This is a genomic window from Undibacterium sp. GW821-FHT07F11, from assembly GCF_059418665.1.
Window position 1 is genome coordinate 1 of the sequence record NZ_JBWKQH010000016.1, and the last position, 23490, is coordinate 23490.

At 49.7% G+C, this 23490-nt stretch carries 23 protein-coding genes; 14 read left to right on the forward strand and 9 right to left on the reverse strand.

All coding sequences use genetic code 11. The features are described 5' to 3' along the window. Positions 1–216, forward strand: a 216-nt coding sequence (locus AC07OI_RS28910) for an ExbD/TolR family protein (RefSeq protein ID WP_495259550.1), incomplete at its 5' end; no start/stop codon positions are given. 169 nt (positions 217–385) lie between these two features. Further along, entirely contained in the window at positions 386–1639 is a 1254-nt protein-coding gene (locus tag AC07OI_RS28915) for a tetratricopeptide repeat protein (protein WP_495259551.1), read from the forward strand. A gap of 75 nt (positions 1640–1714) precedes the next feature. Here the strand turns inward: AC07OI_RS28915 and AC07OI_RS28920 are convergent, their stop codons facing one another. Genes AC07OI_RS28920 through AC07OI_RS28930 form a run of 3 tightly spaced genes read right to left on the reverse strand, consistent with a single transcriptional unit; the run spans position 1715 to position 3909 of the window. Beyond that, positions 1715–2686 carry a diguanylate cyclase gene (locus tag AC07OI_RS28920; protein ID WP_495259552.1) on the reverse strand — a complete coding sequence of 324 codons (972 nt, stop codon included), beginning with the start codon at positions 2684–2686 and terminating at the stop codon, positions 1715–1717. Between the two features lie 51 nt (positions 2687–2737). Next, positions 2738–3592 (reverse strand): HDOD domain-containing protein, encoded by an 855-nt coding sequence (locus tag AC07OI_RS28925; RefSeq protein ID WP_492709353.1) that lies wholly within the window; start codon positions 3590–3592, stop codon positions 2738–2740. After that, a complete protein-coding gene (locus AC07OI_RS28930; RefSeq protein WP_492709355.1) occupies positions 3589–3909 on the reverse strand; it encodes a hypothetical protein in 321 nt (106 codons plus the stop codon). Before AC07OI_RS28930 ends, AC07OI_RS28925 begins: the two co-directional genes overlap by 4 nt. A 374-nt stretch (positions 3910–4283) precedes the next feature. Here AC07OI_RS28930 and AC07OI_RS28935 point away from each other — a divergent pair, with 374 nt between their 5' ends. Beyond that, positions 4284–4862 carry a DUF1345 domain-containing protein gene (locus tag AC07OI_RS28935; RefSeq protein WP_492709418.1) on the forward strand — a complete coding sequence of 193 codons (579 nt, stop codon included), beginning with the start codon at positions 4284–4286 and terminating at the stop codon, positions 4860–4862. 53 nt (positions 4863–4915) lie between these two features. Here the strand turns inward: AC07OI_RS28935 and AC07OI_RS28940 are convergent, their stop codons facing one another. Continuing rightward, the gene (locus AC07OI_RS28940) at positions 4916–5374 is read right to left on the reverse strand and encodes a hypothetical protein (protein WP_495259553.1); all 459 of its coding nucleotides are present in this window, start codon (positions 5372–5374) and stop codon (positions 4916–4918) included. A 212-nt stretch (positions 5375–5586) separates the two neighbouring features. On the opposite strand from AC07OI_RS28940, the gene AC07OI_RS28945 reads away from it, so the two are divergent. Continuing rightward, the gene (locus tag AC07OI_RS28945; RefSeq protein ID WP_492709420.1) at positions 5587–6825 is read left to right on the forward strand and encodes a nucleoside recognition domain-containing protein; all 1239 of its coding nucleotides are present in this window, start codon (positions 5587–5589) and stop codon (positions 6823–6825) included. A 47-nt stretch (positions 6826–6872) separates the two neighbouring features. On the opposite strand, the gene AC07OI_RS28950 is transcribed toward AC07OI_RS28945, so the two are convergent. Then, on the reverse strand, positions 6873–8678 hold the full coding sequence (locus AC07OI_RS28950) for a M14 family metallopeptidase (RefSeq protein WP_495259554.1): 1806 nt from the start codon (positions 8676–8678) through the stop codon (positions 6873–6875). 35 nt (positions 8679–8713) lie between these two features. Continuing rightward, positions 8714–10021 (reverse strand): TRZ/ATZ family hydrolase, encoded by a 1308-nt coding sequence (locus AC07OI_RS28955; RefSeq protein ID WP_495259555.1) that lies wholly within the window; start codon positions 10019–10021, stop codon positions 8714–8716. Between the two features lie 167 nt (positions 10022–10188). Here AC07OI_RS28955 and AC07OI_RS28960 point away from each other — a divergent pair, with 167 nt between their 5' ends. Beyond that, a complete protein-coding gene (locus tag AC07OI_RS28960; RefSeq protein ID WP_492709363.1) occupies positions 10189–10884 on the forward strand; it encodes a fumarylacetoacetate hydrolase family protein in 696 nt (231 codons plus the stop codon). Between the two features lie 8 nt (positions 10885–10892). Then, the gene (gene maiA / locus AC07OI_RS28965) at positions 10893–11549 is read left to right on the forward strand and encodes a maleylacetoacetate isomerase (RefSeq protein ID WP_492709365.1); all 657 of its coding nucleotides are present in this window, start codon (positions 10893–10895) and stop codon (positions 11547–11549) included. Positions 11550–11690: 141 nt separating this feature from the next. On the opposite strand, the gene AC07OI_RS28970 is transcribed toward maiA, so the two are convergent. Continuing rightward, complete coding sequence (locus AC07OI_RS28970; protein WP_492709367.1) at positions 11691–12341, reverse strand: response regulator; 651 nt, start codon at positions 12339–12341, stop codon at positions 11691–11693. A gap of 346 nt (positions 12342–12687) precedes the next feature. On the opposite strand from AC07OI_RS28970, the gene AC07OI_RS28975 reads away from it, so the two are divergent. The 8 genes from AC07OI_RS28975 to AC07OI_RS29010 all read left to right on the forward strand — a co-directional run bounded on the left by AC07OI_RS28975 (position 12688) and on the right by AC07OI_RS29010 (position 20253). After that, positions 12688–15438: a PAS domain S-box protein gene (locus AC07OI_RS28975; RefSeq protein WP_495259556.1), complete on the forward strand. Its 2751-nt coding sequence runs from the start codon at positions 12688–12690 to the stop codon at positions 15436–15438. Positions 15439–15676: 238 nt separating this feature from the next. Then, on the forward strand, positions 15677–16219 hold the full coding sequence (locus AC07OI_RS28980; RefSeq protein ID WP_495259557.1) for an RNA polymerase sigma factor: 543 nt from the start codon (positions 15677–15679) through the stop codon (positions 16217–16219). 14 nt (positions 16220–16233) lie between these two features. Further along, positions 16234–16659, forward strand: a complete 426-nt coding sequence (locus AC07OI_RS28985) for a hypothetical protein (RefSeq protein WP_495259558.1) — start codon at positions 16234–16236, stop codon at positions 16657–16659. A gap of 1 nt (position 16660) precedes the next feature. Next, the gene (locus tag AC07OI_RS28990) at positions 16661–16957 is read left to right on the forward strand and encodes a 4Fe-4S dicluster domain-containing protein (protein WP_492709422.1); all 297 of its coding nucleotides are present in this window, start codon (positions 16661–16663) and stop codon (positions 16955–16957) included. Positions 16958–17068: 111 nt separating this feature from the next. Beyond that, positions 17069–17548 carry a GNAT family N-acetyltransferase gene (locus tag AC07OI_RS28995; protein ID WP_492709372.1) on the forward strand — a complete coding sequence of 160 codons (480 nt, stop codon included), beginning with the start codon at positions 17069–17071 and terminating at the stop codon, positions 17546–17548. Positions 17549–17550: 2 nt separating this feature from the next. After that, entirely contained in the window at positions 17551–18510 is a 960-nt protein-coding gene (locus AC07OI_RS29000; protein WP_495259559.1) for an AraC family transcriptional regulator, read from the forward strand. A gap of 114 nt (positions 18511–18624) precedes the next feature. Beyond that, positions 18625–19725, forward strand: coding sequence for an alpha/beta hydrolase family protein (locus tag AC07OI_RS29005; protein WP_495259560.1), 1101 nt, complete (start codon positions 18625–18627; stop codon positions 19723–19725). 90 nt (positions 19726–19815) lie between these two features. Then, positions 19816–20253, forward strand: coding sequence for a hypothetical protein (locus AC07OI_RS29010; RefSeq protein ID WP_495259561.1), 438 nt, complete (start codon positions 19816–19818; stop codon positions 20251–20253). A 23-nt stretch (positions 20254–20276) separates the two neighbouring features. Here AC07OI_RS29010 and AC07OI_RS29015 read toward each other — a convergent pair whose 3' ends face one another. Both AC07OI_RS29015 and AC07OI_RS29020 read right to left on the reverse strand, forming a co-directional pair. Then, on the reverse strand, positions 20277–21998 hold the full coding sequence (locus tag AC07OI_RS29015) for a cation:proton antiporter (protein ID WP_495259562.1): 1722 nt from the start codon (positions 21996–21998) through the stop codon (positions 20277–20279). Between the two features lie 436 nt (positions 21999–22434). Further along, positions 22435–23466: a histone deacetylase family protein gene (locus AC07OI_RS29020; protein WP_495259563.1), complete on the reverse strand. Its 1032-nt coding sequence runs from the start codon at positions 23464–23466 to the stop codon at positions 22435–22437. Positions 23467–23490: the final 24 nt, after the last annotated feature.

Below are 23490 nucleotides of genomic sequence, written 5' to 3' on the forward strand. Positions count from 1 at the left end.
GGTACGGTGTCCTGGAATGGTACGGCAGTAGATCATACGCAATTGGAAGCCAAGTTGTCTGAATCGGCAGCGATGCCTGCAGGTGACCAGCCAGAGATCCATCTGCGTCCGGTTGCTGTTGTGCCTTACAAGTCTGTGGCTGCGGTCATGGCGGCGGCACAGCGTCTTGGTGTCACCAAGATCGGTATGGTCGGGAATGAGCAGTTCTTGAAATGATAAATACGCATTTCATGACGTTTTCGGCGTATCAATGCTGAGTTATTAAGGTATGATAGAAAATTGGCAGGGTTACCCCTGCCATTTTTCATATTCGCGGGTTGGGCTTTGCGTATTTCTAAGCTGCAATCCCAAAGTTTATTAAATTTATTGATTGAGAGATCAACATATGAAGCAACTTCGCTTGTCTCGTATTGCTGTATTGTTTGCAGCTATTGGCTTTGCAGCCGCTCCGGAATTAACAAATATTGCAGCAAATCAAGCTTATGCCCAAGAGTCCATGCGCCCTGAGATTGGCCGCATCGTACAAGCTGCTGGTGAGTTGTACAAAGCGAAGAAATTCAGAGAGGCGCTGTCAAAGATTCATGAAGCCGACAGTGTTGGCGGCAAGACAGTCAATGAAAACTTCACCATTGAGCGCATGCGCTTGTCCATCGCTTCTGCCGCTGGCGACAATGATACTGTGATCCGTTCAGCTGAAACCATTGTTTCTGCGAATAAACTGGGTGGTAAAGAGCAGTTGCAAATGATACAGGTCCTGGCGAATGCCTATTTCAAGGCAGGTAACTACGGCAAAGCTGCACAATGGTATAACCGCTACTATGCTGACGGTGGTACAGATCCTTCGCTGCGCCCTTACCTCACACAAGCCATGTTGCAGAGTGGTGACAGTGCAAAGGCAATGAAGGAAATCAATGCAGAATTGGCCGCCGATGAAAAAGCTGGTCGTACACCAAGCCTGACCAATCTCGAATATCAGTCCAATGACGCTCTGAAGCGCAAGGATCTGGCTACTTACTCCAGTGCTCTGGAAAAGATGGTGGCTTACCACGGTAAGAAAGAATACTGGGTTAATCTGTTGAATAACATCGAAAGAAAACCAGGTTATTCTGACCGTTTGAAACTGGACTTGATGCGCTTGAAGCTGGCCTTGGGTCAAATCACCAAGAGTGCTGATTACATGGACATGTCTTTGTTTGCGATTCAGGCTGGCTATCCGGCTGAAGCAACCAAGATCATTGACGCTGGCTACAAGGCTGGCGCATTAGGCGAGGGTAAAGACGCTGACCGTCACAAGCGCTTGCGCGACATGGCAAATAAAACCCAAGCTGAAACTACCAAAGGTCTGGCTGCAAGTGAGGCGGAAGCCAAGGCTGCCAAGGATGGTAACGGTCTGGTCAATATCGGCTATGGTTATGTGACTGCTGGCAACTTCGACAAAGGCATCGCCATGATAGAAGAGGGCATCGCCAAAGGTGGCCTCAAGCAAGAAGATGATGCCAAATTGCACCTTGGTATTGCTCAACTGCAGGCAGGCAAGAAAGCCAATGCGATCAAGACCTTGAAAACAGTGCGCGGCACAGATGGCTCAGCTGATCTGGCACGTTACTGGGTCATTTACGCAAATCAGTCTGGCAAGTAAAGAAGTAATTTGATGTAAACAACAAAGGCGCCATACTACACATATGGCGCCTTTGTTTTGTCTGTCTTGCCTGATTTAACTTGCGACTTGATTGCGCCCGTTATCTTTGGCGCGATACAAGGCGAGGTCTGCGCAGCTAATGAGCTCATTGCTATCCTGGCCTGTCAATAAAGTGGCGACTCCAAATGAGCCCGTAATATGGGGGAGAGGTTTTTGGCGGTCAACAAATACCTTGGTTTTGCCCAGCCTGCTGCACAGCCTTTGCGCTACCCCCATAGCAGATTTATGATTGGCACCAGGCAGTATGACCATCATCTCTTCACCGCCATAGCGCGCTGCAAAGTCGCTGGGACGCAAACCTGCATTTAATACTTTTGCGGCAGTCTGCAAGGCGTCGTCTCCCAGCAAATGACCATGTTCGTCATTAAAGCGCTTGAAGTGGTCCAGATCTACCATAATGATGCTCAGGGCTGCGCCGGTAGCATGGGCATGCTGAACCATGCCAGGTAGTTGTGCGTTCAGCCAGGCGCGGTTATGCAAGCCTGTCAGACCATCTACCATTGATAGCTGGCGATAAAATTCACCTACTTTTTGGCGGCTACGGATTTTTGCATTAGCAGCGCGTATGCGGAAGGATAAAAGCTGCAAGAGGTTGCGGGCTACGCCATTTGATTCGTCGATCAGACGCCACAAGGTTTCTGCTTCTATCAACAATAATTCGCTTTCGCTGATGGCGGAGATGGTCGCAGAATGAATTTCTTCATCAAGAACCGAGATTTCTCCCACGCACTCACCGGGCAGATACTGCGTGATGGTATTTTCCAGCTGATTGCTTTCTTCGGTCAGGCGGCTGACACCCAGAGCACCTTTCAAGACGATGTACAGTTTCGCACCCGAACTATTGGCATCCAGAACAATCTGTCCTGTGTATGCCTTGACTACCAGGCAATCCTTGATGATATCGGCAATGAGTTTTCTATTGTCCTCAGTAATATCGCGGAAAAGATGGATATCTTCGATACGATAATCCGTTTCCCTGAAAAGCATGAGTCGTTCCAAAATCGTTTTATCCAGATACATGAGGCAAAATTAAGAATGTCAAAGTACGATCTGATCCATGGCATCGAAACGCATTTCAGTTTCACGGAAAATGCTCAGGTAGTCAGCTTCACCAAGCCCTAGCGTATCCCAAGCCGCTTGCGACAGCAAGGGCAGCATATTGTTTTCATCATGTGCGAGGTCAAGTGCGTGCACAATTGCATTTGCTACATGTACGACTGAGGCAAGGACGTTCAGATTTTCTTGCTCAGGATGATGATGTCCGCGTATGGCGTCACAGACAGCTTCAGAAAAATTCCAGTGCGTTGCCAGCGCCACACCAGCGTCTACATGGTCAATGTGCAGGATGCTGCGTTCAGCCTCAATTAAAAGACAGTCGGCATTCTTTTGATGGCGCAAAACCTGATCATAATTTGCGGGATAAGCAGTAACCAGCACCAGCTTGCCTATGTCATGCAATAAACCCGCAGTGAATGCAAAATCATGCTTCATGTGCAGTGCACGTGAAATCAGCTCGGCACAGATTGCCGTTGCGACGCTGTGACGCCAGAATGCCTTGAAATCAAATGCAGGACAACTCGCTGTTGGGAATTTGTTCGACAAGGCCGTCATGCGTATGAGGTTTTTCACATTCTTGACGCCCAACATGGCAGTTGCCTGCTGCAAGGTGACTACCTTGGAATTATTGCCGTAGTAGGAGGAGTTGGCGAGCCTTAACAGTTTCGCGGTGACGGAATGATCCAGGGCGATTTTTTCAGTCACCATATCCAGACTGCTTTCCTCATCGTCAAGATTCTGCAGCATTTCCATGGCGACTTCTGGCAAGGTAGGCAGGTCCTTGATTCTTTTAACCATGTCTTCCAACTGCACTTTGAATTCGTTGGTATCAGTCATTTTGCTTCACCCTGACGGTAATGAATGACATAGGATTTCAAGGTGCTCGCAGGTTCAGCATCAGCTACGTGGCGGAAAATTTTCTCCATACGGCTTAATTTTGTTGCAAGATCCTCAATTTGTTCTTGTTCAGTGCCAGTTTCACCTTCAACCGACAACTGATGTATATCATGTTGGGCAATTGCTAGTAGCATGCGCTCAGTCAAGGTGGTACCGGCTGGCAGTAATACATGGCCAACCTTATCAAGCAAATCATCTGCCAACACTGTTCCCGGAGTGACCTTGGAAAGTGGCAAGTAGTGGTAATGTCTGTTCATGGTGCTGGCCTCGCAGAATCAGCGTGCTGGTCAATAATCAGAACTCATTTCATCAATAGGGTGAGATGTGCCTTATCTATAGCCTCAGTGTAATTAAAAATTACCTAAAGGAAAGTTGATTTTTATTAAGACGCACAAATCAGATATGCTTGGTGATGAATATGACAAAATATCAATTGATATTGAATATACTACACCTGTCGCAGAGTCTAGTTTGATTCTGTAATTTACTTCAATTAACTATGTGATATCGTCATATTAGAACGTATATCAATACTCATCTTTATTCTCAAACAGGATCCATCATTAAACAAATCATCCAACGTCGCCCACGTCTTTTGCTCACTTTGGGCTTGGGCAGCCTGGCGGCGATTTTGCTACCTGGGTCGGTTTCCTGGATTACCCGCGCGCTTTGTGGCTGGAATGTCGCTGTGTGGACATATCTTTTCCTGATGGCCTGGCTAATGATGTGCGCAGATAAACATGCGGTACGCAAGATGGCTCAGCAAGAAGATGAAAGTGCAGTGGCGGTACTGGTGTTGCTGTCCCTGGCAGCAGCCATCAGTTTGCTGGCCATCATCCATGAGTTGTCTGGCATGGCAGGTGCCAGTAGTGAAGCCAGAGTCATCAAATACTTGTTTGCCATCAGCACGGTGCTGGGCTCATGGTTGCTGTTGGGCGTAATTTTTTGTTTTCACTACGCCTTGCTGTTTTATAGTGCACCGCAAGACAAGCCAGCCTTGCACTTTCCTGAAGATGAGGACATGCCTGATTTCTGGGACTTTTTGTATTTTTCTTTCACCATTGCCGTTGCAGCACAAACTTCAGATGTGATGGTGATGAACCAGCAGACACGCAAGACTGTGCTTGCGCAATCCGTGCTTAGTTTTTTCTTTAACGTGGCAGTCGTCGGTTTTTCCGTCAATATTGCTGCTGGCCTGGTGGGGAACTAGGCAAAGTAAGGAGCAGCCGTCGTAGTCGCAACTGCCCTCACTCTTAATATACCCTAGCGCCAGTGGTGATCATGGTGGCGTTCACGTCTTTCTTCGCGCCATTCACGCCATTCACGTCCGTAATGCCTGTCGTGGCGCCAGCCATGACGGTCACGCCATGGACGACCATAGTTTTGCTCTACATAAACGTGTTCTACATAAGGTCTGGGAGAGCTTAAAACGATGGGGACGCCACCAAGATTGACATTCAGGTTGACACCGTAGGGCAGGCGACTACCGCTTTGCCAGACGCCGCCATTCGTCCAGTACCAGTTACCTTGCGCTGGCGCGTAGTACACCTGATGCGACGGGTAATAGACGTAATTGTAGCTGCGCACTACCTGATGTACTGGTGGCGCCGGGTGCCAGCGATGATCCCTGACATATGCATCATGGGCAAACACTGTATTTGCGCTTGCAGCACAAATCAGCAGGGTCGATAACAGGCCTTTGATGAGTTGACTGGTTTTCATGGCATATCTTCCTTCGTTTGGATGTTCATATAACGCTGCCCAGAACAATGGGGCTGACAGGAATTTGTATATAGCCATGTAAAACTGCAAGCAGATGTTACAGCCATGGAGTGCATCCATACCAGGCGCTTATGGCGCGCGGTGAAATTTTCATACTACAGCGCAAGCTTTTCATGATAAAAAGCCTGCACACTTATCCCATATTGAACACTATGCTGCTTACCTACATCTGGACAGGTTTTTTTCTGATCGGCTTTATTGCTGCCCTGGCGCAATGGCTGATACTGGGTGATGTGGAAGTATTCAAGCGCATCATGGATGGGACTTTTGAATCTGCACGCATAGGTGTCATGGATATTGCCTTGCCACTGGCCGGTGTCATGACACTCTGGCTGGGTATCATGAATATAGGTGAAAAAGCCGGGGCAATTGATTTTATCGCTAAAATAATCGCGCCCTTTTTTGCCAGGATATTTCCTGGTGTGCCGAAAAATCATCCTGCCAATGGCCACATGGTCATGAATTTTTCAGCGAATCTACTGGGACTGGATAATGCAGCCACTCCCTTTGGTCTGAAGGCCATGGAGAGCCTGCAAAGCCTGAACCCCAGCAAGGACGAAGCCAGTGATGCGCAAATCATGTTCCTGGTGCTGCATACTTCGGGCCTTACACTGATCCCTCTGGCTATCATGGCACAGCGTGCAGTGCTGGGGGCGAAAGATCCCTCTGACATTTTTATACCCTGCATGATTGCTACTTACGTGGCTACCGTGGTTGGCCTGATTGCTGTTGCCATCCGGCAGCGCATTAATTTATTTGACCGCGTGGTGATTGCCTGGCTGGGTGGTCTGACGAGTTTTATCGTTGCCCTGGTCTGGTATATGAGTCAGCACATGAGTCGTACCGATATTGAAGTATTTTCCAAAGTCAGTGCCAATCTCTTGCTGTTCAGCATTATCATCAGCTTTATGCTTGGGGCGATGCGCAAGAAAGTGAATGTGTATGAAGCCTTCATTGAAGGTGCCAAAGGCGGCATACAGACTTCGCTGACGATTATTCCTTACCTGGTTGGCATGCTCGTCGCAATAGGTGTTTTGCGCAATTCTGGCGTGTTGGGTTTTGTTGTTTCTGGTTTTACCTGGTTGTTTACGCAAATGGGTTTGAATACTGACTTTACTTCAGCCTTGCCGACAGCCTTGATGAAGCCGCTTAGCGGCTCAGGCTCACGGGCAATGATGGTGGATGCCATGAAGACGTATGGCGTGGATTCTTTTGTTGGCCGCCTCGCCTGCATCTTCCAGGGTTCGGCTGATACTACCTTTTATATCGTCGCCCTGTATTTCGGTTCGGTGGGCATACGCAAAACCCGGTATGCGATTTCCATGGGCTTGCTGGCTGACTTTGCCGGCGTGGTCGCAGCGATTTTTGTCGCTTACCTGTTCTTTCATTAAAATTTCGCCACATGCAACTGAGCTTGCATGTGGCAGACCACGCTGTTTTATTGGGGCACAAAATCCAGTCGCAGCACAGGATAAACCTGATAGCGCTTGTCCCATGACGAATGGCGCTGTGCAAAGAACTCCAGGCGGGCAGTGGCGCTCTTGGCAAATTCAGGATCTTCTGCAATTCGCTTGTCGAACGCTGCTTTCAATTGCGTATCGCTCGCGAGTTGTTCGCGAGCTACATCTTCGGCCACATAGGCTTCCATATATTCTTTGCGTTCAAACGCACCATTGAACCAGCCCCAGTTGACCAGCGCATCCGGTGCTTGCGGCTCAAACAGGCCTGCAACGAGACGTGCTTTTGCCTGCGCAATGGGAATGAATAAAGCACCTTTGCGCACGCTTTGTGTCTGGTTTCTCCATAAACCTTGCAGCTTCATGGTTTGCCGTCCTTCAAATGACTGTGGCTGCAAGCTGGCCTTGCTGGTAGCGAACTGATCAGCAGAAATGACATTCAAATCGGTATTGATCGTGCGGAATTCTATACCGTGCTGTTGCAGTTTTTCTGCGACAGCTTTGCTATAAGCGACAGGGACGATGTAGCCCCCCTTGGGTAAGGTGATTTGTGCATCTGGCACAATCTCATCGCGCAGTTTTACTTTCCAGATTTGTGGCTTGCTTTCATCATAGCGCGTCATCAAGGCCCCAGAAATATCGGACATGGTGCGCGTATAGGCATAACCACGGAAATCTATGTCCCTGGCCTTTTCCGTGGTCTTGTAAGTGACAGACAAACTCTGGCCTGCCAATTGCACGGCACGCTGGTCTGCTGCCCTGGTAGCTGTCAACCATTGCGCTCCATTAGCTGCAACTTGCTCCAGCACTGAAACTACAGTGTTGCGGGTGATGCGTACACGGGTAGCGTAGTCTTTCCATGAATGGGTTTCTACCAGCATGCCAAAGCGATTGCGCAATACTGGGTAACCACTGGAAAAACGTGGCGGAGGAACACTGTCGATAAAGCCAGACATGGGGTCATCTTCACGCACGAATGACATATAAAATGACTGGGGCAGAGAGCCCTGCCTGGTCAGGTCTGCGATAACATTGTCACGCAAGGCTTTGCCAGCCTCACGTAATGCCATATCGCCGGAATTAACTGGCTCTACCTGTATTGAAATATCATGTTCAAATTTGGCACCGTCGGTCACATGCAAATCAATCACTGCCAGCGGATCCCAGGTATTAATCAGCTTTAGCATGGCCTGCATTTCAGGCGCATCTGCTTTCACATAATCCCGGTTCAGATTGAAGTTTTGCGCCGTAGTACGCCAGCCCATTTCTTCCGGGCCACGCTGATTTGGCCGGTTCCAGGCACCAAAGCGTTCATGTCCGTCTATATTGAAGACCGGGACAAATAACAAGACTTGCTTGTCCAGCAGATGTACTGCCGTCTTGTTGCCTGTCTTGTTGCCCAAAATCTCGCGCAGCGCCAGAAAACCGGCATCCTTACCGTCTATCTCACCAGCATGTATGCCACCCTGTATCAGCGTTACCGGTAAAGCTTTCTTTGCCACCTGGGCGGGTGTGAATGCACCACTGCGCGTGATCAGCAGAGCCAGCATGGGGCGATTTTCTGGTGTCCTGCCAAATTCCAGACAGCGCACTTCTTTGGGGTAGGTTTTCTGGAAAACCTGACACAGCTTTTCCACTTCTTCATAACGCCCGGTTTTTTTGAAGCCGCTTTGTTCGGCGATCGTTGTCAAAGGCGTCGCCGCCTGAGCCACTGCCAGAGGCAGGCCAGAGCCTGCAATCAAGCCGCTGATAATGCTCAGTTTAAAAATTGAATATGCTGGTTTCATATGGAGATCAATATTTATATGTTGAAATTGAAAACCTAAGCTGTGGCAACTTTATGTTGCCACCATCTTGCCTTGTCCTTGAGCTGGTCTTCATCTACAGTCTGCAGTTTGCGATCAGCCATCAGACAGCGTCCGTTAACCCAGACATGGCTGACCTGTTCGCGTCCGGCGGCATAGACAATTTGTGAGGCAGGATCAAACAGCGGCAGGGTTTCAATGGCAGACAGGTCAATCGCAATCACGTCAGCGAGTTTGCCTGCTACCAGGCTACCAATTTGTTGGTCTATGCCCAATGCTTTGGCACCGGCCAGTGTCGCCATTTCCAGCGCATTGCCAGCGTTTAATGCAGTCGGGTTACTGGATACTGCTTTCGCCAGCAATGCTGCCATGCGAAGATCACCGAGTAAATCCAGCTTGTTATTGCTGGCAGCTCCATCCGTGCCTATACCCACATTGACACCGGCAGTTTGCATTGCATGGACAGGTGCAAAGCCGGAAGCCAGTTTCAAATTGCTGGCCGGATTATGAGCGATATGTACGCCTTGCTGTGCCAGCAGTTTGATTTCATCTTCATTCGCATGCACCATGTGGGCGGCAATCAGGCGTGGTGACAGCAGTCCCAGATTATGCAGGCGCTGCAAAGGGCGTATGCCATGATCCCTGATACTGTCATTGACCTCATCCATGGTTTCATGGATGTGGCAGTGTATGCCCATGTCATGCTTGTCCGCCAGCGCGACTATTTTTTTGAAAGTTGCGTCTGACACTGTATAAGGCGCATGCGGGGCGAGGCGGAAAGACACCCCGCTTTGCCCCTTGAATGCCTGATGCGATGCCAGTGCTTTTTCCAGATAGCCGTCGGCGTCCGCCGCGTAGCCAGTAGGGAATTCCAGCACACTGCAACCGACCACAGTGCGCATGCCGGTATGCAGGCCTGCGCGCGCTACATCGTCATTGTAGAAATACATGTCATTGATGGTGGTTGTGCCACCGCGCAGCATTTCTGCCATGGCATACACGCTGCCATCGAAGACGAATTCTTCTGATACATGTTTTTTCTCGGCTGGCCAGATATGATTGTGCAACCAGTCCATCAGGCTCAGATCATCTGCCAGTCCACGCAAAAGTGTCATGGCAGAATGCCCGTGCAGATTGACCATGCCGGGCATGACCGCATGCTCCGGCAGTTCTACATGCTGCGCATCAGGGTGCTGCAGGCGAGCGTCGGTACTGCTGAGTATGTCCAGGATTTTTTCGCCTTGCATGACCAATGCATGTCCATGAAGGACAGTGGCACGTGGCTCTATAGGGATCAGGTATTTTGGGTGTAAGCAGATTTTCATTTTATTTGGCTCCACAATTGATCATGCATTATAACCAGTGTCATTAAATCTTGATTTTGATGAGCCTGATCACATAAGTGCGAAGTAAGTGCAAATGAGTGAGCCATGTGACAGACCTTAATTGAAAATGCCATAATAGGGTCTGGCATCAGAAATCAGGAGCAGATATGGATTACCTATTCCCCCCAATACAGCAAGCAGCCGTACCCATAGCTGGTGGTACTGCCTATTTCCCCGTACACAGGATTTACTGCGTAGGGCGTAATTATGTAGAGCATGCAAAAGAAATGGGTTGGACAGGCCGTGAGCCACCATTTTTCTTCATGAAGCCAGCTGATGCTGTCCTACCCGTAAAGCAGGGTACGGTTGGTGAAATGCCCTATCCACCGATGACAGTCAATTTGCATCATGAAGTCGAGCTGGTGGTAGCAATAGGCAAGGGTGGAAAGAGTATCCGCACCGAAGATGCACTTAGCCACATCTGGGGATATGCGGTCGGGCTGGACATGACGCGCCGTGATTTGCAGGCTGAGGCCAAAGATCAGGGCAGACCCTGGTGTACTTCCAAAGGCTTTGATTTTTCGGCACCGATAGGACAGATCCACAGGGCAGATACGGTGCAAGGCATAGAGCAAGCCAGCATACACCTGGATGTGAACGGACAGGCCCGGCAAAATAGCGATACTGGTAAATTGATCTGGAACCTGGCTGAAATCATCGCCTGTTTATCTGAACTCTACACCCTGCAACCTGGTGACCTGATTTTTACTGGAACGCCAGAAGGCGTAGCCGCGGTGCAGCGTGGTGATTTGCTGGAAGCCTCGATCACGGGTTTGAGTGATTTGAAAATCAAATTGGTGTAAGCACAGTCATGAAACTATACGGTTATTTTCGTAGTTCGGCCTCCTACCGCGTCAGGATCGCTCTGAATCTCAAAGGGCTCGATTATGAGCAGGTTGCCATTCATCTTGTCAAAAACGGTGGAGAGCAATTAGCGCCTGCTTACAAGGCACTGAATCCAGATGGACTTGTACCTGCCTTGCAGGATGAGCTGGATGGTGAAACTGCCACGCTGACACAGTCAATGGCAATCATAGAATACCTTGATGAAGTTTATCCAGACATTGCCATGCTGCCGTCCAAACCTCTGGACCGTGCTTACGTAAGGTCTTTGGCTCTGTCCATTGCCTGTGAAATTCATCCGGTCAATAATTTGCGAGTGCTCAAATACCTGTCAGGTACCCTGCAAGTCAGTGATGAGCAAAAAAATGCCTGGTACCGGCATTGGTGTGAAACGGGCCTGGCTGTGCTGGAACAAAAACTGGCTGCCGATAAGCGTACCGGACGTTTTTGTTTTGGTGACGTGCCGGGATTTGCAGACTGCTTCCTGATACCGCAGATTGCCAATGCCCAGCGTTTTAACTGCGATTTGAGCAGCATGCCTACAATCATGCGTATACACCAGGCTTGCAATGAACACCCTGCATTTATCAAGGCAGCTCCAGCAAATCAGCCAGATGCAGAATAACGGAGTCAGCTCATTTCCACGGGCAGCTCCATAGCTTGAATTTACTTTTTAAAATAAAAAGGGCCAGAAAACTGGCCCTAGTCATTTCCGCTGCTTAAGCTGTTTTGATAAGCAATCTTAATAAGCAAAATTGATAAAACTCTAATTGGGTATTTCTGGATTATCGTGGCTGTTTGCCAGCGTATCGTTGAGTACTGAAATCAGCAGTGAGCGTGTCAATTTCGATTTGGTCGTGTAACCATCGATGGCAAAGGCTTCACTGACTTGTTGTTCCGGGGCATAACCTGGCTGCCCTGTCCTCAATACAATCCGCAGATTGGGCAATGACATTTCATTGCGTATGATATTGACCAATTTTAAACCTGCATCGACAGTTTCCATCACCACGTCCAGCAATACCAAAGCGATATCAGGATTAGCGCTGATAATGCCATATGCTTCTTTGGCAGAATAGGCATGTATGAATTCTAATGGTTTGCCATGAATTTTTACGCCACTTAATGCCAGTAATGTCGTGTCATGCACATTGCTGTCATCGTCTGCGATCAGGATTTTCCAGGGATGAAGTTCCAGTTTGGGTTGTAAAGACTCTTCGTCTTCTTCAATAAAATCAATGACATCATCATCCTGGTTCGCACCCAGTACGCCATCAGAGACTAAATCACTACCCAGATATGAATACATGCCAAGAGCCGGCGATCTTTCATTCTTTGCCAAAATGTCACAATTCATTTGTGCCAGAAAAAGATCATTTTGTAACAAGCCGGGTGTTCTACTGTGTTGATTCTTCATCAGTTTGCTCCCTGTTGCTTGAATAAGTTCCAATTCAATCTTATGTGAAGCAGACTGCATAATCAAGACCAAAGAAATGGAAAATGTTAAATAATGATTATTACAACACTAGCCTGTAACATAAATTGATATTCGTCGCCAACTGTGCTGATTTTCAGTGCTACTATTTAATTCATAAAATTAAATTCGCTGATATCAGAGTCAAATATAGCGCAACATCAGGCAAATTCAGCTTGATTGTATAGATTTAATTCATTATTCAAATCGTCAAAAAGCAGCACACCTGAATCGAGAATGGCTATGGGGTTCGAAGTGTTTTTGCAAAGGCTGTCTGGATAGTCTACTTATGCCTTCCATTTATCTCCCCGTAGCCATCTTAACGTCACTGGTCACTTCATTTCTGACCATGCTGATACTGTTTTATGTCCAGCATTTACATGTGCATGCCAGGGCAACCAGATGTTGGGCTCTGGCCTATGCATGCCTGGTCGTGCAGCAGTTGTGCTATTTCCTGGGCAATGCGCAGATGCCGGTTTTCAATCTGGTTGCTGATGTATTTTTGTCTGGCTATATCTGTTACTTGTGGGCGGGAACGCGCATTTTCCACGGCGTCACGGTTTTCGTCATGCCTGTCATGCTGAGCTTTGCAGTTGCCGTTCTGTGGTTACTGATGGCCTTCCTGACAGCAGTTATTCCTCTTTGGCGCATGCTGCCGGTTTACCTGGCCTCTGGCCTGGTCATGCTGGCAGCCGCCATGACTTTTTGGCGCGCACGCAGCGAAAAACATATATTTGGTTTTATTCTGCTGGGCGTACTGATTTTCATCAAAGGCCTGTACCTGATTGTCTCATCAATTTTGCATCAGCACCCTGAGTATGCAGCGCTTGGACTGGAAGCAGCCGCCTTGCTGGATCTGGCTATCGGCATGTTTTTTTTGGTGGCTGCCTTATTGCGTCAGCAAGACGATGTCGAACGCATCAATGACAATTTGAAGCAAGAGATGGAGGAGCGCAAAAACATAGAGCGTCTTTCCAAAGACCGAGAGACCCTGTTTGAAAAAGTTTTCCAGATGGTGCCTGATGTGCTGGCTATCTGCCGCGAAAAAGATGGTCGTTACCTGGACGTGAATCGTCATTGGGAAACAATCACTGGGTACTCCAGAGATGAAACTTTAGGACGCTATTCACTGGAATTAAATCTATGGATGGATGTCAGCCGCCGAGCTGAGATGTTGGCCGCTTTAAGGCGTGACGGCGAAATCAACAATTTTGAAGGTATGTACCGACATAAACTGGGGCATCCTTACCATGTACTGATCTCGGGTACGCGTTTTGATGTTGGTGGTGAACCTTATATTGCCTATGCCTTGCAAGATATTTCAGCCCTGCGCAAGGTGGAACAATTGCAGGAGCAGGCAGAGCGCGAATTGCAGGAGCGAGAGAAATTGCTGTCAACAGTGTTTCAACTGGTGCCCGATACTCTGACGATCACCCGGATGGCGACAGGTGAATATGTTGATGTCAATCGCAACTGGGAACCCATGTCTGGTTACACCCGCGAAGAAGTTCTTGGGCATACATCGAATGAAATACATCTGTGGGACCAACCGGGGCAAAGAGATGAACTGATCAATCAAATACGCTTGCATGGCGAAGTCAGGAATATGCAGATCGCATTTCGCCACAAGCGGGGTTTCATCAGCAATTGCCGCGTTTCAGGCTCGAAATTTGAGGCTGGGAATGAGACTTATCTGCTACTCTCATCGCGCAATATCGATCAGGAGCTGAGCGCAGAGGCTGCACGCCTCCAGGTTGAATCTCTGCTGCGCGAGAATGAGCAAAAATATTCTACGCTCTTTCAGTTATCGCCGATTCCCCTGGGTTTGGTGGATGTGCAAACCGATTGTATAGTCGAAGTCAATGATGTCTGGCTCAAGGAGTTAGGCTACCAAAGGCAGGACATCGTGGGCCGGACTACTTTGGAAATGGGCTTTATCCAGCAAGCTGAAGTACGGTCAAAATTTAATGAAGACCTGGGACGCGACAAGAAAGTAGATCAGCTCGATGTCCGCATCAAGGATCAGGCTGGGCAGGAGATGATTTTCCTGTTGTCGGCCAGGTTGATCAAGATGCATGGCAAGTCCATGTGTATTTTCTCTTTGCTTAACGTGACCAGGCAGGTGCAGATAGAGCAGGAAATTCGTGAAATGACGACGCAGCTTGAAGAACGTGTGAGATTGCGTACGCTTAATTTGCAGCAGGCCAATGCCGAGCTTGCTGCTGCAATGGAGTCATTGCGACACACTCAGGATGAATTGGTGCGTTCAGAAAAAATGGCTGCCCTGGGTTCGCTGGTGGCAGGCGTGGCACATGAGCTGAATACCCCCATAGGCAATAGCGTGACCGTTGCCAGTACATTGCAGGACAAGACCAGAGACCTGGTGCGCGATATCAGTGAAGGGCGGCTAAGGCGTTCAGTACTTGATCAATATCTGGACAATGCGACGACGGGAACCGCCTTGCTCATGCGTACACTGGGCATGGCGCGTGAACTGATACGCAGCTTCAAGCAAGTTGCTGTCGATCAGTCCAGCAGCCAAAGGCGGCAATTTGATTTGCAGGTGGCACTGGATGAACTCATCGTCACTTTGGCGCCCATGTATAAGAACACGCCTTACCACCTGGCGACCATGCTGGAATCAGGTATTGTCATGGACAGTTACCCTGGACCTCTTGGGCAAATTATCACCAATTTCATGACCAATGCGCTGACGCATGCATTTGAACATCGTGACACCGGCAATATGCACCTAACTACCCAACTGCTGCCCGGTCAACAGGTGAAAATCATTTTTGCCGACAATGGCATAGGCATGACAGAGCAAATACAAAAACGCGTATTTGATCCCTTTTTTACGACCAAATTGGGGCAGGGCGGATCAGGCCTGGGTATGAATATCGCCTATAACCTGGTGACCGGTGTGTTGGGTGGTGAAATACAACTGGAGAGCAAGCCAAATGAAGGGACGCGTTTCATTTTGATCATCCCTCTGGTTGCCCCGCAATTGAGTGCTGAGAACGCAAAAAAGGTGCTGTGACCAGATTGCCGCCTGGTTTGGCCATTACTTCAGTTTCCAATAGCATGCACCAAATTGTCAGCTTGAATGTCTTTTCTATAAGTTAAGCCTGATAAAAGATGATTTTATGGCAATATTGGTTCTTTATTTGACGAACTGATATGGTAACGTCTGCCAATTATTTTTCCGGTATCTGCAATATTCGCCATTATTGTGCGTCTACACAGGTATGGAGACGACACATAACCCACCTGAGCTGATGGCTGATCAGAACAATGACATCACTGAAACGGTCAGGCGCGAACGCGGGCGGCTGGGTAGTTTCATACGCAAGCGCGTCGCAGATGCCAGCGAGGCTGAGGACATCTTGCAAGATGTGTTCTATGAACTGGTCGAAGCCTATCGTCTGCCTGAACCTATAGAGCAGGTTGGCGCATGGCTGTTCAGAGTGGCGCGTAACCGTATCATTGACCGCTTCCGCAAGAAAAAGGAAGTTGCCCTGCCTGATCTGGAGGAGGGCAGTGAAGACGAAGCATGGCTGGATCAAGTTTTGCCGTCCGGCGATGAGGGGCCAGAAGCCGCCTATGCACGCAATGTCATGCTGGCAGAGTTATATGAAGCACTGGATGAATTGCCGGAAGAGCAGCGCGATGCCTTCATAGGCCATGAAATCGAAGGCCTGAGTTTTAAAGAAATGTCCGCCGCTACTGGTTTGGGCGTAAACACTTTGCTGGCGCGCAAGCGCTACGCTGTCTTGCACCTGCGCATGCGCTTGCAAGACGTATTGGAAGAATTTAATTAAGACAGGAGTTTGATATGTTAATGAGATTTAGAGTATTGAAAATCATGATTGTGGTGGTGGCTGGTATCAGCGCCCTGAGCTGGGTAGTCATGATGCTGTGGAACTGGCTCATGCCAGTTTTGTTTGCAGGCGCACGCAGCATAGATTTTTTACAGGCACTGGGTTTGCTGGTGCTCAGTAAAATCCTGTTTGGCGGCATGCGTGGACATGGTGGCTGGCATAAACATGGCGAACACCACTGGCATCGTCGCTGGGAAAAACTGACGCCTGAAGAAAGGGAAAAATTCCAGCATGGCATGTTTGGCCGCAGAAGGCACAGGGATGAAGCCTATGCTCAGGCTTGCAGGAATAAGCAAGACCACAAGCAAGACAATAAGCAAGACCACAACGAATACCATAGACCAGAAAATGCACACGACAACAAGCCGGAGCAAGTCTGAAATGCGGGCGGTGAATGAAGCTGCCTGCAAACAGGAGCCCGGCGTAATCATCCCCATTGTCAATTTCAGCAAATGTGAAGGCAAGGCTGATTGCGTGCCAGTTTGTCCGGAAAACGTTTTTGAAATTCGCCGCATTGCCAGCGAAGACTATAAACAGCTGGGTTTTCTGGCACAACTCAAGCAAAAGGTGCATGGCATGAAGGTAGCTTATACACCAAATGCCGATGCCTGCCGCGCCTGCGGTTTATGCGTGACGGCTTGCCCTGAAAAGGCAATCACTTTGCGGCGTTCAACCTAGTGGTAGGTACATACTTAAGTGAGCCCCACACAGATGTTTTAAAATAGTCATTTGAGCAGGCATGGTAAAAGCCTGCATTCCATAACTCTGCATTATTAGGGAGCAGTATTGATGACTATCGTAATTCGTGAAGCAGGGCCTGATGATCTTGACGGAGTCTTGCAACTGCGCATGCGTCTGTTTGACAAACTGGTTGATTTCAATAATGGCAAAGGTGTTGATGAGGATCTGCTGCAGTCAACGCGCACCTACTTCAGCGATGCTTTGCAAAGCGGGGCTTGCAAAACCTGGGTAGCCGAGGCAGATGGGCATCTCGTCGCCTGCGGCTCACTCGCCATCTTCATCCGCCCACCTTATCCGGGTAACGCGGCAGGCAAGGATGCCTATCTGCTCAATATGTACACCATGGCTGAGTATCGCAAGCAGGGCCTGGCCAGAAAGATTTTGCAGCAGGCCATGCAGTATGCCCGTGAACAGGGCTTTGCAACAATCTGGCTGCACGCCACTGAAGATGGCCAGGCTTTATATGCTTCTGAAGGTTTTGAACCATCGGCCAAATATATGGAATGGGAAGTCGGGGCGGGAGTATAAACTTGAGCCAGCTTCCGTCGGGGAAAAATGCACAGGCATCCCAGCATCAGTCACATTACCAGGCGCGCATGCACAGGGTGCTGGAACATATAGACCGCCATCTCGATCAGCCACTTGATCTCGAGGTGCTGGCCGGGGTTGCGTATTTTTCACCCTATCACTTTCATCGATTGTTTGCCGCCTGGATGGGGGAGCGTCTGGGTGATTACGTGCGTCGCCGACGCCTGGAAGTCGCGGCATTTCGCCTGTTTGCACAAGCTGGTACACCAGTGCTGGAGATTGCCTTGTCGGTAGGCTTTGGTTCAGCCGAAGCATTTACTCGTGCCTTTAAAGATCGTTTTGCTTATACGCCAGCCGCGTGGCGTCAATATCAAATTGACTTGCAGCGCGCAAATAGCAAGAATAATCAAGCGGTAAGCAATAATGATCAGGTCCAGTCTTATGCGTCCTTTCATAATGGAGTCTCTTCCAGTTTAAAACAGGTGGCCAGCATGGACGTCAAATTAATACACAGAGAACCAGTTAACATCGCTTACCTGCGCCACATAGGGCCTTACGGTGCAGAGGTAGGCCGGTTCTGGGCAGAGGTTGTGTCACCGTGGATGGCAACACATAATCTGTTCACACGGGCGCGCTATGGCATCAGCCATGATGACCCCAGCATTACTGATCCGGCACTTTGCCGTTATGACGCAGCAGTTGAGCTGCCAGAAAATGCCCCCGTACCCGGAAATGCCTTGCTGACCAGCATACCCGGTGGAGAATATGCCTCACTGCACTTTGAAGGCAGAAGCACTGAAATCGGTGAAACTTGGGCTGCCATCCTGCGTGACTGGTTACCCGCCAGTGGCTATCAGATCGACGCCAGACCCTGCTTTGAATATTATTCACCCGATGCCTGTTTTGACCCGGAAACCGGTATCTTTGACTGTGATATCTGCATTCCGGTTATTCCCCTTTGACATGCCTCTCTGAGGCAGCCTTATGACCTGAGTCAGGTCGCGACAATTCTTTGTATGCTCAACGGCACATTGTTGCCGCTGCATTTCTGCATCCATTTTTTGGAGTTCACGTATATGAAGTCACTTCTTCCCTACAGCATAACATCCTTGATTTTACTTGCTGCAAGCAGCCTCTCTGTCATGGCCACCGGGGCCGGGCACAAACCCTATCCTGTAGGCCTGAAGCTGGTGCAATATGAAGATGTCAGCCGCCTGGCCTGGACTGGCAACAAAGCACGCCCACTGGCAACAGCAATCTGGTATCCGGCCCAGGCAGGTACGGTAGAAAAAAACTGGGACGTTGCCATCTTCAAGGCAGGCAGCAATTCGATCGATGCACCCATGCTGAATGCGCCTAAAAAATTACCGTTGATCCTGCTCTCGCATGGTACTGGCGGTTCGGCAGCTTCCATCGCCTGGTTTGCCGAGAGCCTGGCCGCGCATGGTTATATAGTCGCCGCCGTCAATCACCACGGCAACACCGGCTATGAAGACAATACCCGGCTGGAAGGCTTTGTCGTCTGGTGGGACAGGCCGCATGATGTGTCGGTGCTCATAGACAAGTTGCTGGCAGACCCCGCTATTGGCCCATGTATTGATACCCAGCGCATTGCCGTGGCAGGTTTTTCGATTGGTGGTTATACCGCATTGGCCAGCGTCGGAGGCCGGATCAGTTATGCACAGTGGGAAGAATTTTGCGGCAAATTTGCAAGTAACCCAAATTGCACATTGCCACCAGAAGCCAAATTCAGTCAGGAAGAATTACAGACACTGCTTAAAGAAAATCTGCGCGTCAAGACTGAGATCGCCAGGTCTGGCGCAGACTACAGCGACAGCAGGATCAAGGCTGCCTATGCCATGGCACCTGTCATGGGCAGGGTCGTGACAAAAGATAGTATGGCAGCCATTAAAGTACCTGTAAGGATTGTGGTTGGGGCTGCTGATGACCAGGCTATTCCCGCATTTAATGCCCAGGTCTATGCAGCAAATATTGCTGGCAGCAGTCTGCTGACGCTACCTGCGGTAACTCATTATGCTTTTTTGGCTGAGTGCACTATGCTCGGTAAAATGGCTGCACGCCAGGTTTGTGTAGATCCCGCAGGGTTAGACCGTGCAGCCGTGCATCAGCAAGTGGCTGCAGATGCCTGGAAATTTTTTGAGGATAAGTTGCGTTAATTTCTTGAACCTGGGCTCATCGCAGATACTTGGCCAAGCTGGTTTCAAAAGGCCAGGCATCGTACAATCTGTTAAAATGAATTTCACCATATGACCCCTGCATTCCATTTCAGCTTTGCGGCACACTGGTATAGTGCACCTCTGGCTTATTGGGTACACATACCCGTAGCAAACCAGCCAGATAGCTGGCAGCCAGCCGCGCCGCCTTGCATACCGCACCGTGGCTATCTCATCCTGCACGTCGAGTTTGAGCAATTTGATCTGGTCTTCAGTTCACCTGCACAACTGGATCATTTCATTTCCGTGCTGTCGACCAAACCCCTGCCTACATCCAGGCAACTATCTGCATTGCGCAATGCATCAGTCGGGCCCAATGGGCACTGGTTGAGCCGCCTGCCCGCTACTTTAAAGACGCCTCGCAAACGAGCCAGGCTCGTGCAACTCATGCAAGAGGTGCGTGCCCTGGTCGTGCCTGCGGACAAGCAAGACCAGTTTAATTGGGCAGGGCATAGCATTATTCATGCGTAGTCTATAGCTCATCACTCAGCTATTTATGCGTGCGCAATTGTCTGATCGGCATCGCCAGGTTTAAAACGATTTGATATGTGCAGGGCCATACCCTTGGCCAATTCTTCTTCGCCATAGAATACGTCGCCTATTTCTTCTTTGCGCAGCATGATTGATTCATCTTCACTATGCGTGCGCAACAGAACTTCTATGCCCGGGTTCAGGGTGCGGGCAGTTTTTGCCATCTGCCGTACATGCAGCGTATCCGGTGTAGCCACCACCAGCATCGCGGCATTGGTGATGTGCGCTTGTATCAGCACTGCCGGGTCAGCGGCATTGCCAGAGACGGCAGCAATGCCTTTCTTGCGCAAGTCTTCCACTATTTCACGATTCTGTTCTGCCACCACATAAGGGATACCGCGTTCATCCATTGCCTGTGCAATGCGGCGGCCAACCCTGCCATAGCCCACCAGAACCACCTGGCCTTCGAGGAATTTGCGTTCTGTCGTCATTGGCAATTCAGCGTAAGGGTCTTGCCTTTGATCGAGTTCCCTCGCCAGGTCAGAATGGGACAAGGCCCATTTCCTGAGAGGCCCGATCAGGGTGAACAGGAAAGAATTTAATCCTATGGAAATCAGCACACCCGCCAGTATCAAACTCATGCCGTCTTGCGGTAACAAACCCAGCGATAATCCCAAACCAGCCAGGATGATGGAGAACTCACCAATCTGCCCCAGGCTTGCCCCTATAGCCAGCGCAGTATTGAGCGGATAACGCAGCAAGATCACCAGCGCTGATGAGGTAAAGAAATTACCCAGTATGACGATTGCCACCACGCACAGCACACGCAATGGTTGCGCCATTAAAATGGCAGGGTCAAATACCATACCCACTGACACAAAAAACAAAACTGAAAACGCATCTCGCAAAGGCAGTGATTCTTCCGCCGCACGATGGCTAAACTCTGATTCACGCATCACCGTACCAGCAAAGAAGGCACCCAGTGCAAATGACACGCTAAATACAAGTGAAGCGCCATAAGCAATACCAATCGCAGACGCCACCACCGACAGCGTGAATAATTCGCGCGAACCCGTACGCGCCACCTGCCACAACAACCACGGCAAAGCACGACGACCAACCACCAGCATCAGTGCAATAAATGCGGATACCTGCAGCAGTGTTTTACCTATCGTGATCCATAGCGGCGCAGCATTCTCGACCACCGCAGTCGTACTCCCCAACACACCCGCCAGTGGTGGCAGCAAAACCAGTACCAGCACAGTCACCAAATCCTGCACCACCAGCCAGCCAACTGCAATGCGGCCATTCATGGTGTTAAGCAGATTACGTGCTTCCAGTGACTTCAGCAGCACCACCGTACTGGCGCAGGCCAGCGACAAACCAAAAATCAATGAACCACCCACACTCCAGGTCCACCACGACGCAATTGCCATACCCACAGCCGTGGTGATCCCCATTTGCAATACCGCACCTGGAATAGCAATCCGCCGCACCGCCAACAGATCAGCAGGTGAGAAATGCAAGCCCACCCCAAACATCAGCAACATCACACCTATCTCTGACAGCTGCGACGCAATATGCACATCTGCCACAAAGCCAGGCGTGGTAGGGCCAATCACGATACCCGCGAGCAAATAGCCGACCAAGGCCGGTACCTTGATCTTCTCAGCAATAAAACCAAGAACAAGCGCCCCCGCAAAAGCGGCAGCGACAGTGGTGATTAAAGAAATGCTGTGGTCCATTCGGCTCCTTGAATTAAATCACCCGCTTCATAGCATGTGATAGTAGTTGAAGTGATTTGAGTATTCGGACGCCACCATTTGTGTGTGGCTTGCGGCGGGTATTGCTGTATTTCAGGTAGCCTGGTATCAAACACTTCAAGCTATTTGAAGCAGAGCATACTTGGCTTTGTTGGTGCAGTGGAAAATACTAGAGCTAATATTGCTGATGGTCAAGAATATGTGTCAGCAGCTAGGGCCTGAAAAATCGCCAGCAGCGGGCTTGAACCAGATCATGCATTAACTTATTTGCTGCTTGCATTCACAGGGTCATCCTCGGCATGTATACTCAAATTGACCATTCACGATAGTCAGAACATAAGTAAATTTTCCGGTCAGGTGCTAGTGGGATTGTAGCTGAGTCATAAAGGCTTCGTACTATGTTTGGGTGGCTAAGGAATCAGCGATGCCCTTCAAACCCCAGCAATACGTTGACCACATTGACGCCGATGTCATCCACCATATAGCCACCTTCCATCACAAACAAAGTGGGCTTCCCTATACCCGCAATGGCTTCGCCCATGCGCAGGTAGTCGTGGTTTTCCAGCTTGAACTGGCTGATAGGATCATCTTTGAAAGTATCGACGCCAAGCGAAACCACGATTGCATCCGGCGCATAGGCAGCGAGCTTGCTGCAGGCATCAGCCAGCGCAATACTATAGGTGCTCCAGGCGGTGCCGTGCGGTAGCGGATAGTTGTGATTAAAGCCCATGCCAGCGCCCCGGCCCTGTTCGTCACGATGCCCCAGAAAATAAGGGTAAGAATTTTTCGGATCACCATGCAGCGAAATAAACAGTACGTCGTCACGGTCATAAAAGATACTTTGAGTACCATTGCCGTGGTGGTAATCCACATCAAGCACAGCGACCCGTTTAGCGCCTTTGGCGATAAATCCCTGTGCAGCGATGGCGGCATTATTCAGATAACAATAGCCACCCATATATTCCGTTGCAGCGTGGTGTCCAGGAGGACGACACAAGGCAAAAGCGCTGGACGCGCCGCCTGCGATCTCCTCAATGCCCGTCAAGGCGAGGTTGGCGCTGGTGCGCACCGCTTCCCATGTGCCCGCAGTGATAGGCACGCCAGCATCCATCGCATAAAAGCCCAGTTTGCCGTCAATATGATCAGGCTCGATATCGCTACGCAAATCACGCACCGGCCAGATCAGCGGCAAAGCGTCGTGCGAGCGTCCGGCGGCTACCCATTTGGCCCACGCACTTTCAAGAAAACTGACATAGCGGGTGCTGTGCACAGTGCTATACGAGGACGATGCATAGTCGTGCGGCGCCATGATCTCACCCAGGCCGACACTACGCACGCGCGCCAGCACGGTGTCGGCACGGTCAGGCATTTCCACACAAGGTTTTAAAATCCCATCTTTCAGTTCGGTGCCATGGTGGAGACGGTGCTTATCGCTGTAAATAGTGAGCATGTTGGTTTGCCTGAGCGTTGGAAG

Coding starts and splice junctions, on each gene's coding strand:
- AC07OI_RS28915 (WP_495259551.1), top strand. CDS start 386: ATGAAGCAACTTCGCTTGTCTCGTATTGCTGTATTGTTTGCAGCTATT.
- AC07OI_RS28920 (WP_495259552.1), bottom strand. CDS start 2,686: ATGCTTTTCAGGGAAACGGATTATCGTATCGAAGATATCCATCTTTTC.
- AC07OI_RS28925 (WP_492709353.1), bottom strand. CDS start 3,592: ATGACTGATACCAACGAATTCAAAGTGCAGTTGGAAGACATGGTTAAA.
- AC07OI_RS28930 (WP_492709355.1), bottom strand. CDS start 3,909: ATGAACAGACATTACCACTACTTGCCACTTTCCAAGGTCACTCCGGGA.
- AC07OI_RS28940 (WP_495259553.1), bottom strand. CDS start 5,374: ATGAAAACCAGTCAACTCATCAAAGGCCTGTTATCGACCCTGCTGATT.
- AC07OI_RS28945 (WP_492709420.1), top strand. CDS start 5,587: ATGCTGCTTACCTACATCTGGACAGGTTTTTTTCTGATCGGCTTTATT.
- AC07OI_RS28950 (WP_495259554.1), bottom strand. CDS start 8,678: ATGAAACCAGCATATTCAATTTTTAAACTGAGCATTATCAGCGGCTTG.
- AC07OI_RS28955 (WP_495259555.1), bottom strand. CDS start 10,021: ATGAAAATCTGCTTACACCCAAAATACCTGATCCCTATAGAGCCACGT.
- AC07OI_RS28960 (WP_492709363.1), top strand. CDS start 10,189: ATGGATTACCTATTCCCCCCAATACAGCAAGCAGCCGTACCCATAGCT.
- maiA (WP_492709365.1), top strand. CDS start 10,893: ATGAAACTATACGGTTATTTTCGTAGTTCGGCCTCCTACCGCGTCAGG.
- AC07OI_RS28970 (WP_492709367.1), bottom strand. CDS start 12,341: ATGAAGAATCAACACAGTAGAACACCCGGCTTGTTACAAAATGATCTT.
- AC07OI_RS28975 (WP_495259556.1), top strand. CDS start 12,688: ATGCCTTCCATTTATCTCCCCGTAGCCATCTTAACGTCACTGGTCACT.
- AC07OI_RS28980 (WP_495259557.1), top strand. CDS start 15,677: ATGGCTGATCAGAACAATGACATCACTGAAACGGTCAGGCGCGAACGC.
- AC07OI_RS28985 (WP_495259558.1), top strand. CDS start 16,234: ATGTTAATGAGATTTAGAGTATTGAAAATCATGATTGTGGTGGTGGCT.
- AC07OI_RS28990 (WP_492709422.1), top strand. CDS start 16,661: ATGCGGGCGGTGAATGAAGCTGCCTGCAAACAGGAGCCCGGCGTAATC.
- AC07OI_RS28995 (WP_492709372.1), top strand. CDS start 17,069: ATGACTATCGTAATTCGTGAAGCAGGGCCTGATGATCTTGACGGAGTC.
- AC07OI_RS29005 (WP_495259560.1), top strand. CDS start 18,625: ATGAAGTCACTTCTTCCCTACAGCATAACATCCTTGATTTTACTTGCT.
- AC07OI_RS29010 (WP_495259561.1), top strand. CDS start 19,816: ATGACCCCTGCATTCCATTTCAGCTTTGCGGCACACTGGTATAGTGCA.
- AC07OI_RS29015 (WP_495259562.1), bottom strand. CDS start 21,998: ATGGACCACAGCATTTCTTTAATCACCACTGTCGCTGCCGCTTTTGCG.
- AC07OI_RS29020 (WP_495259563.1), bottom strand. CDS start 23,466: ATGCTCACTATTTACAGCGATAAGCACCGTCTCCACCATGGCACCGAA.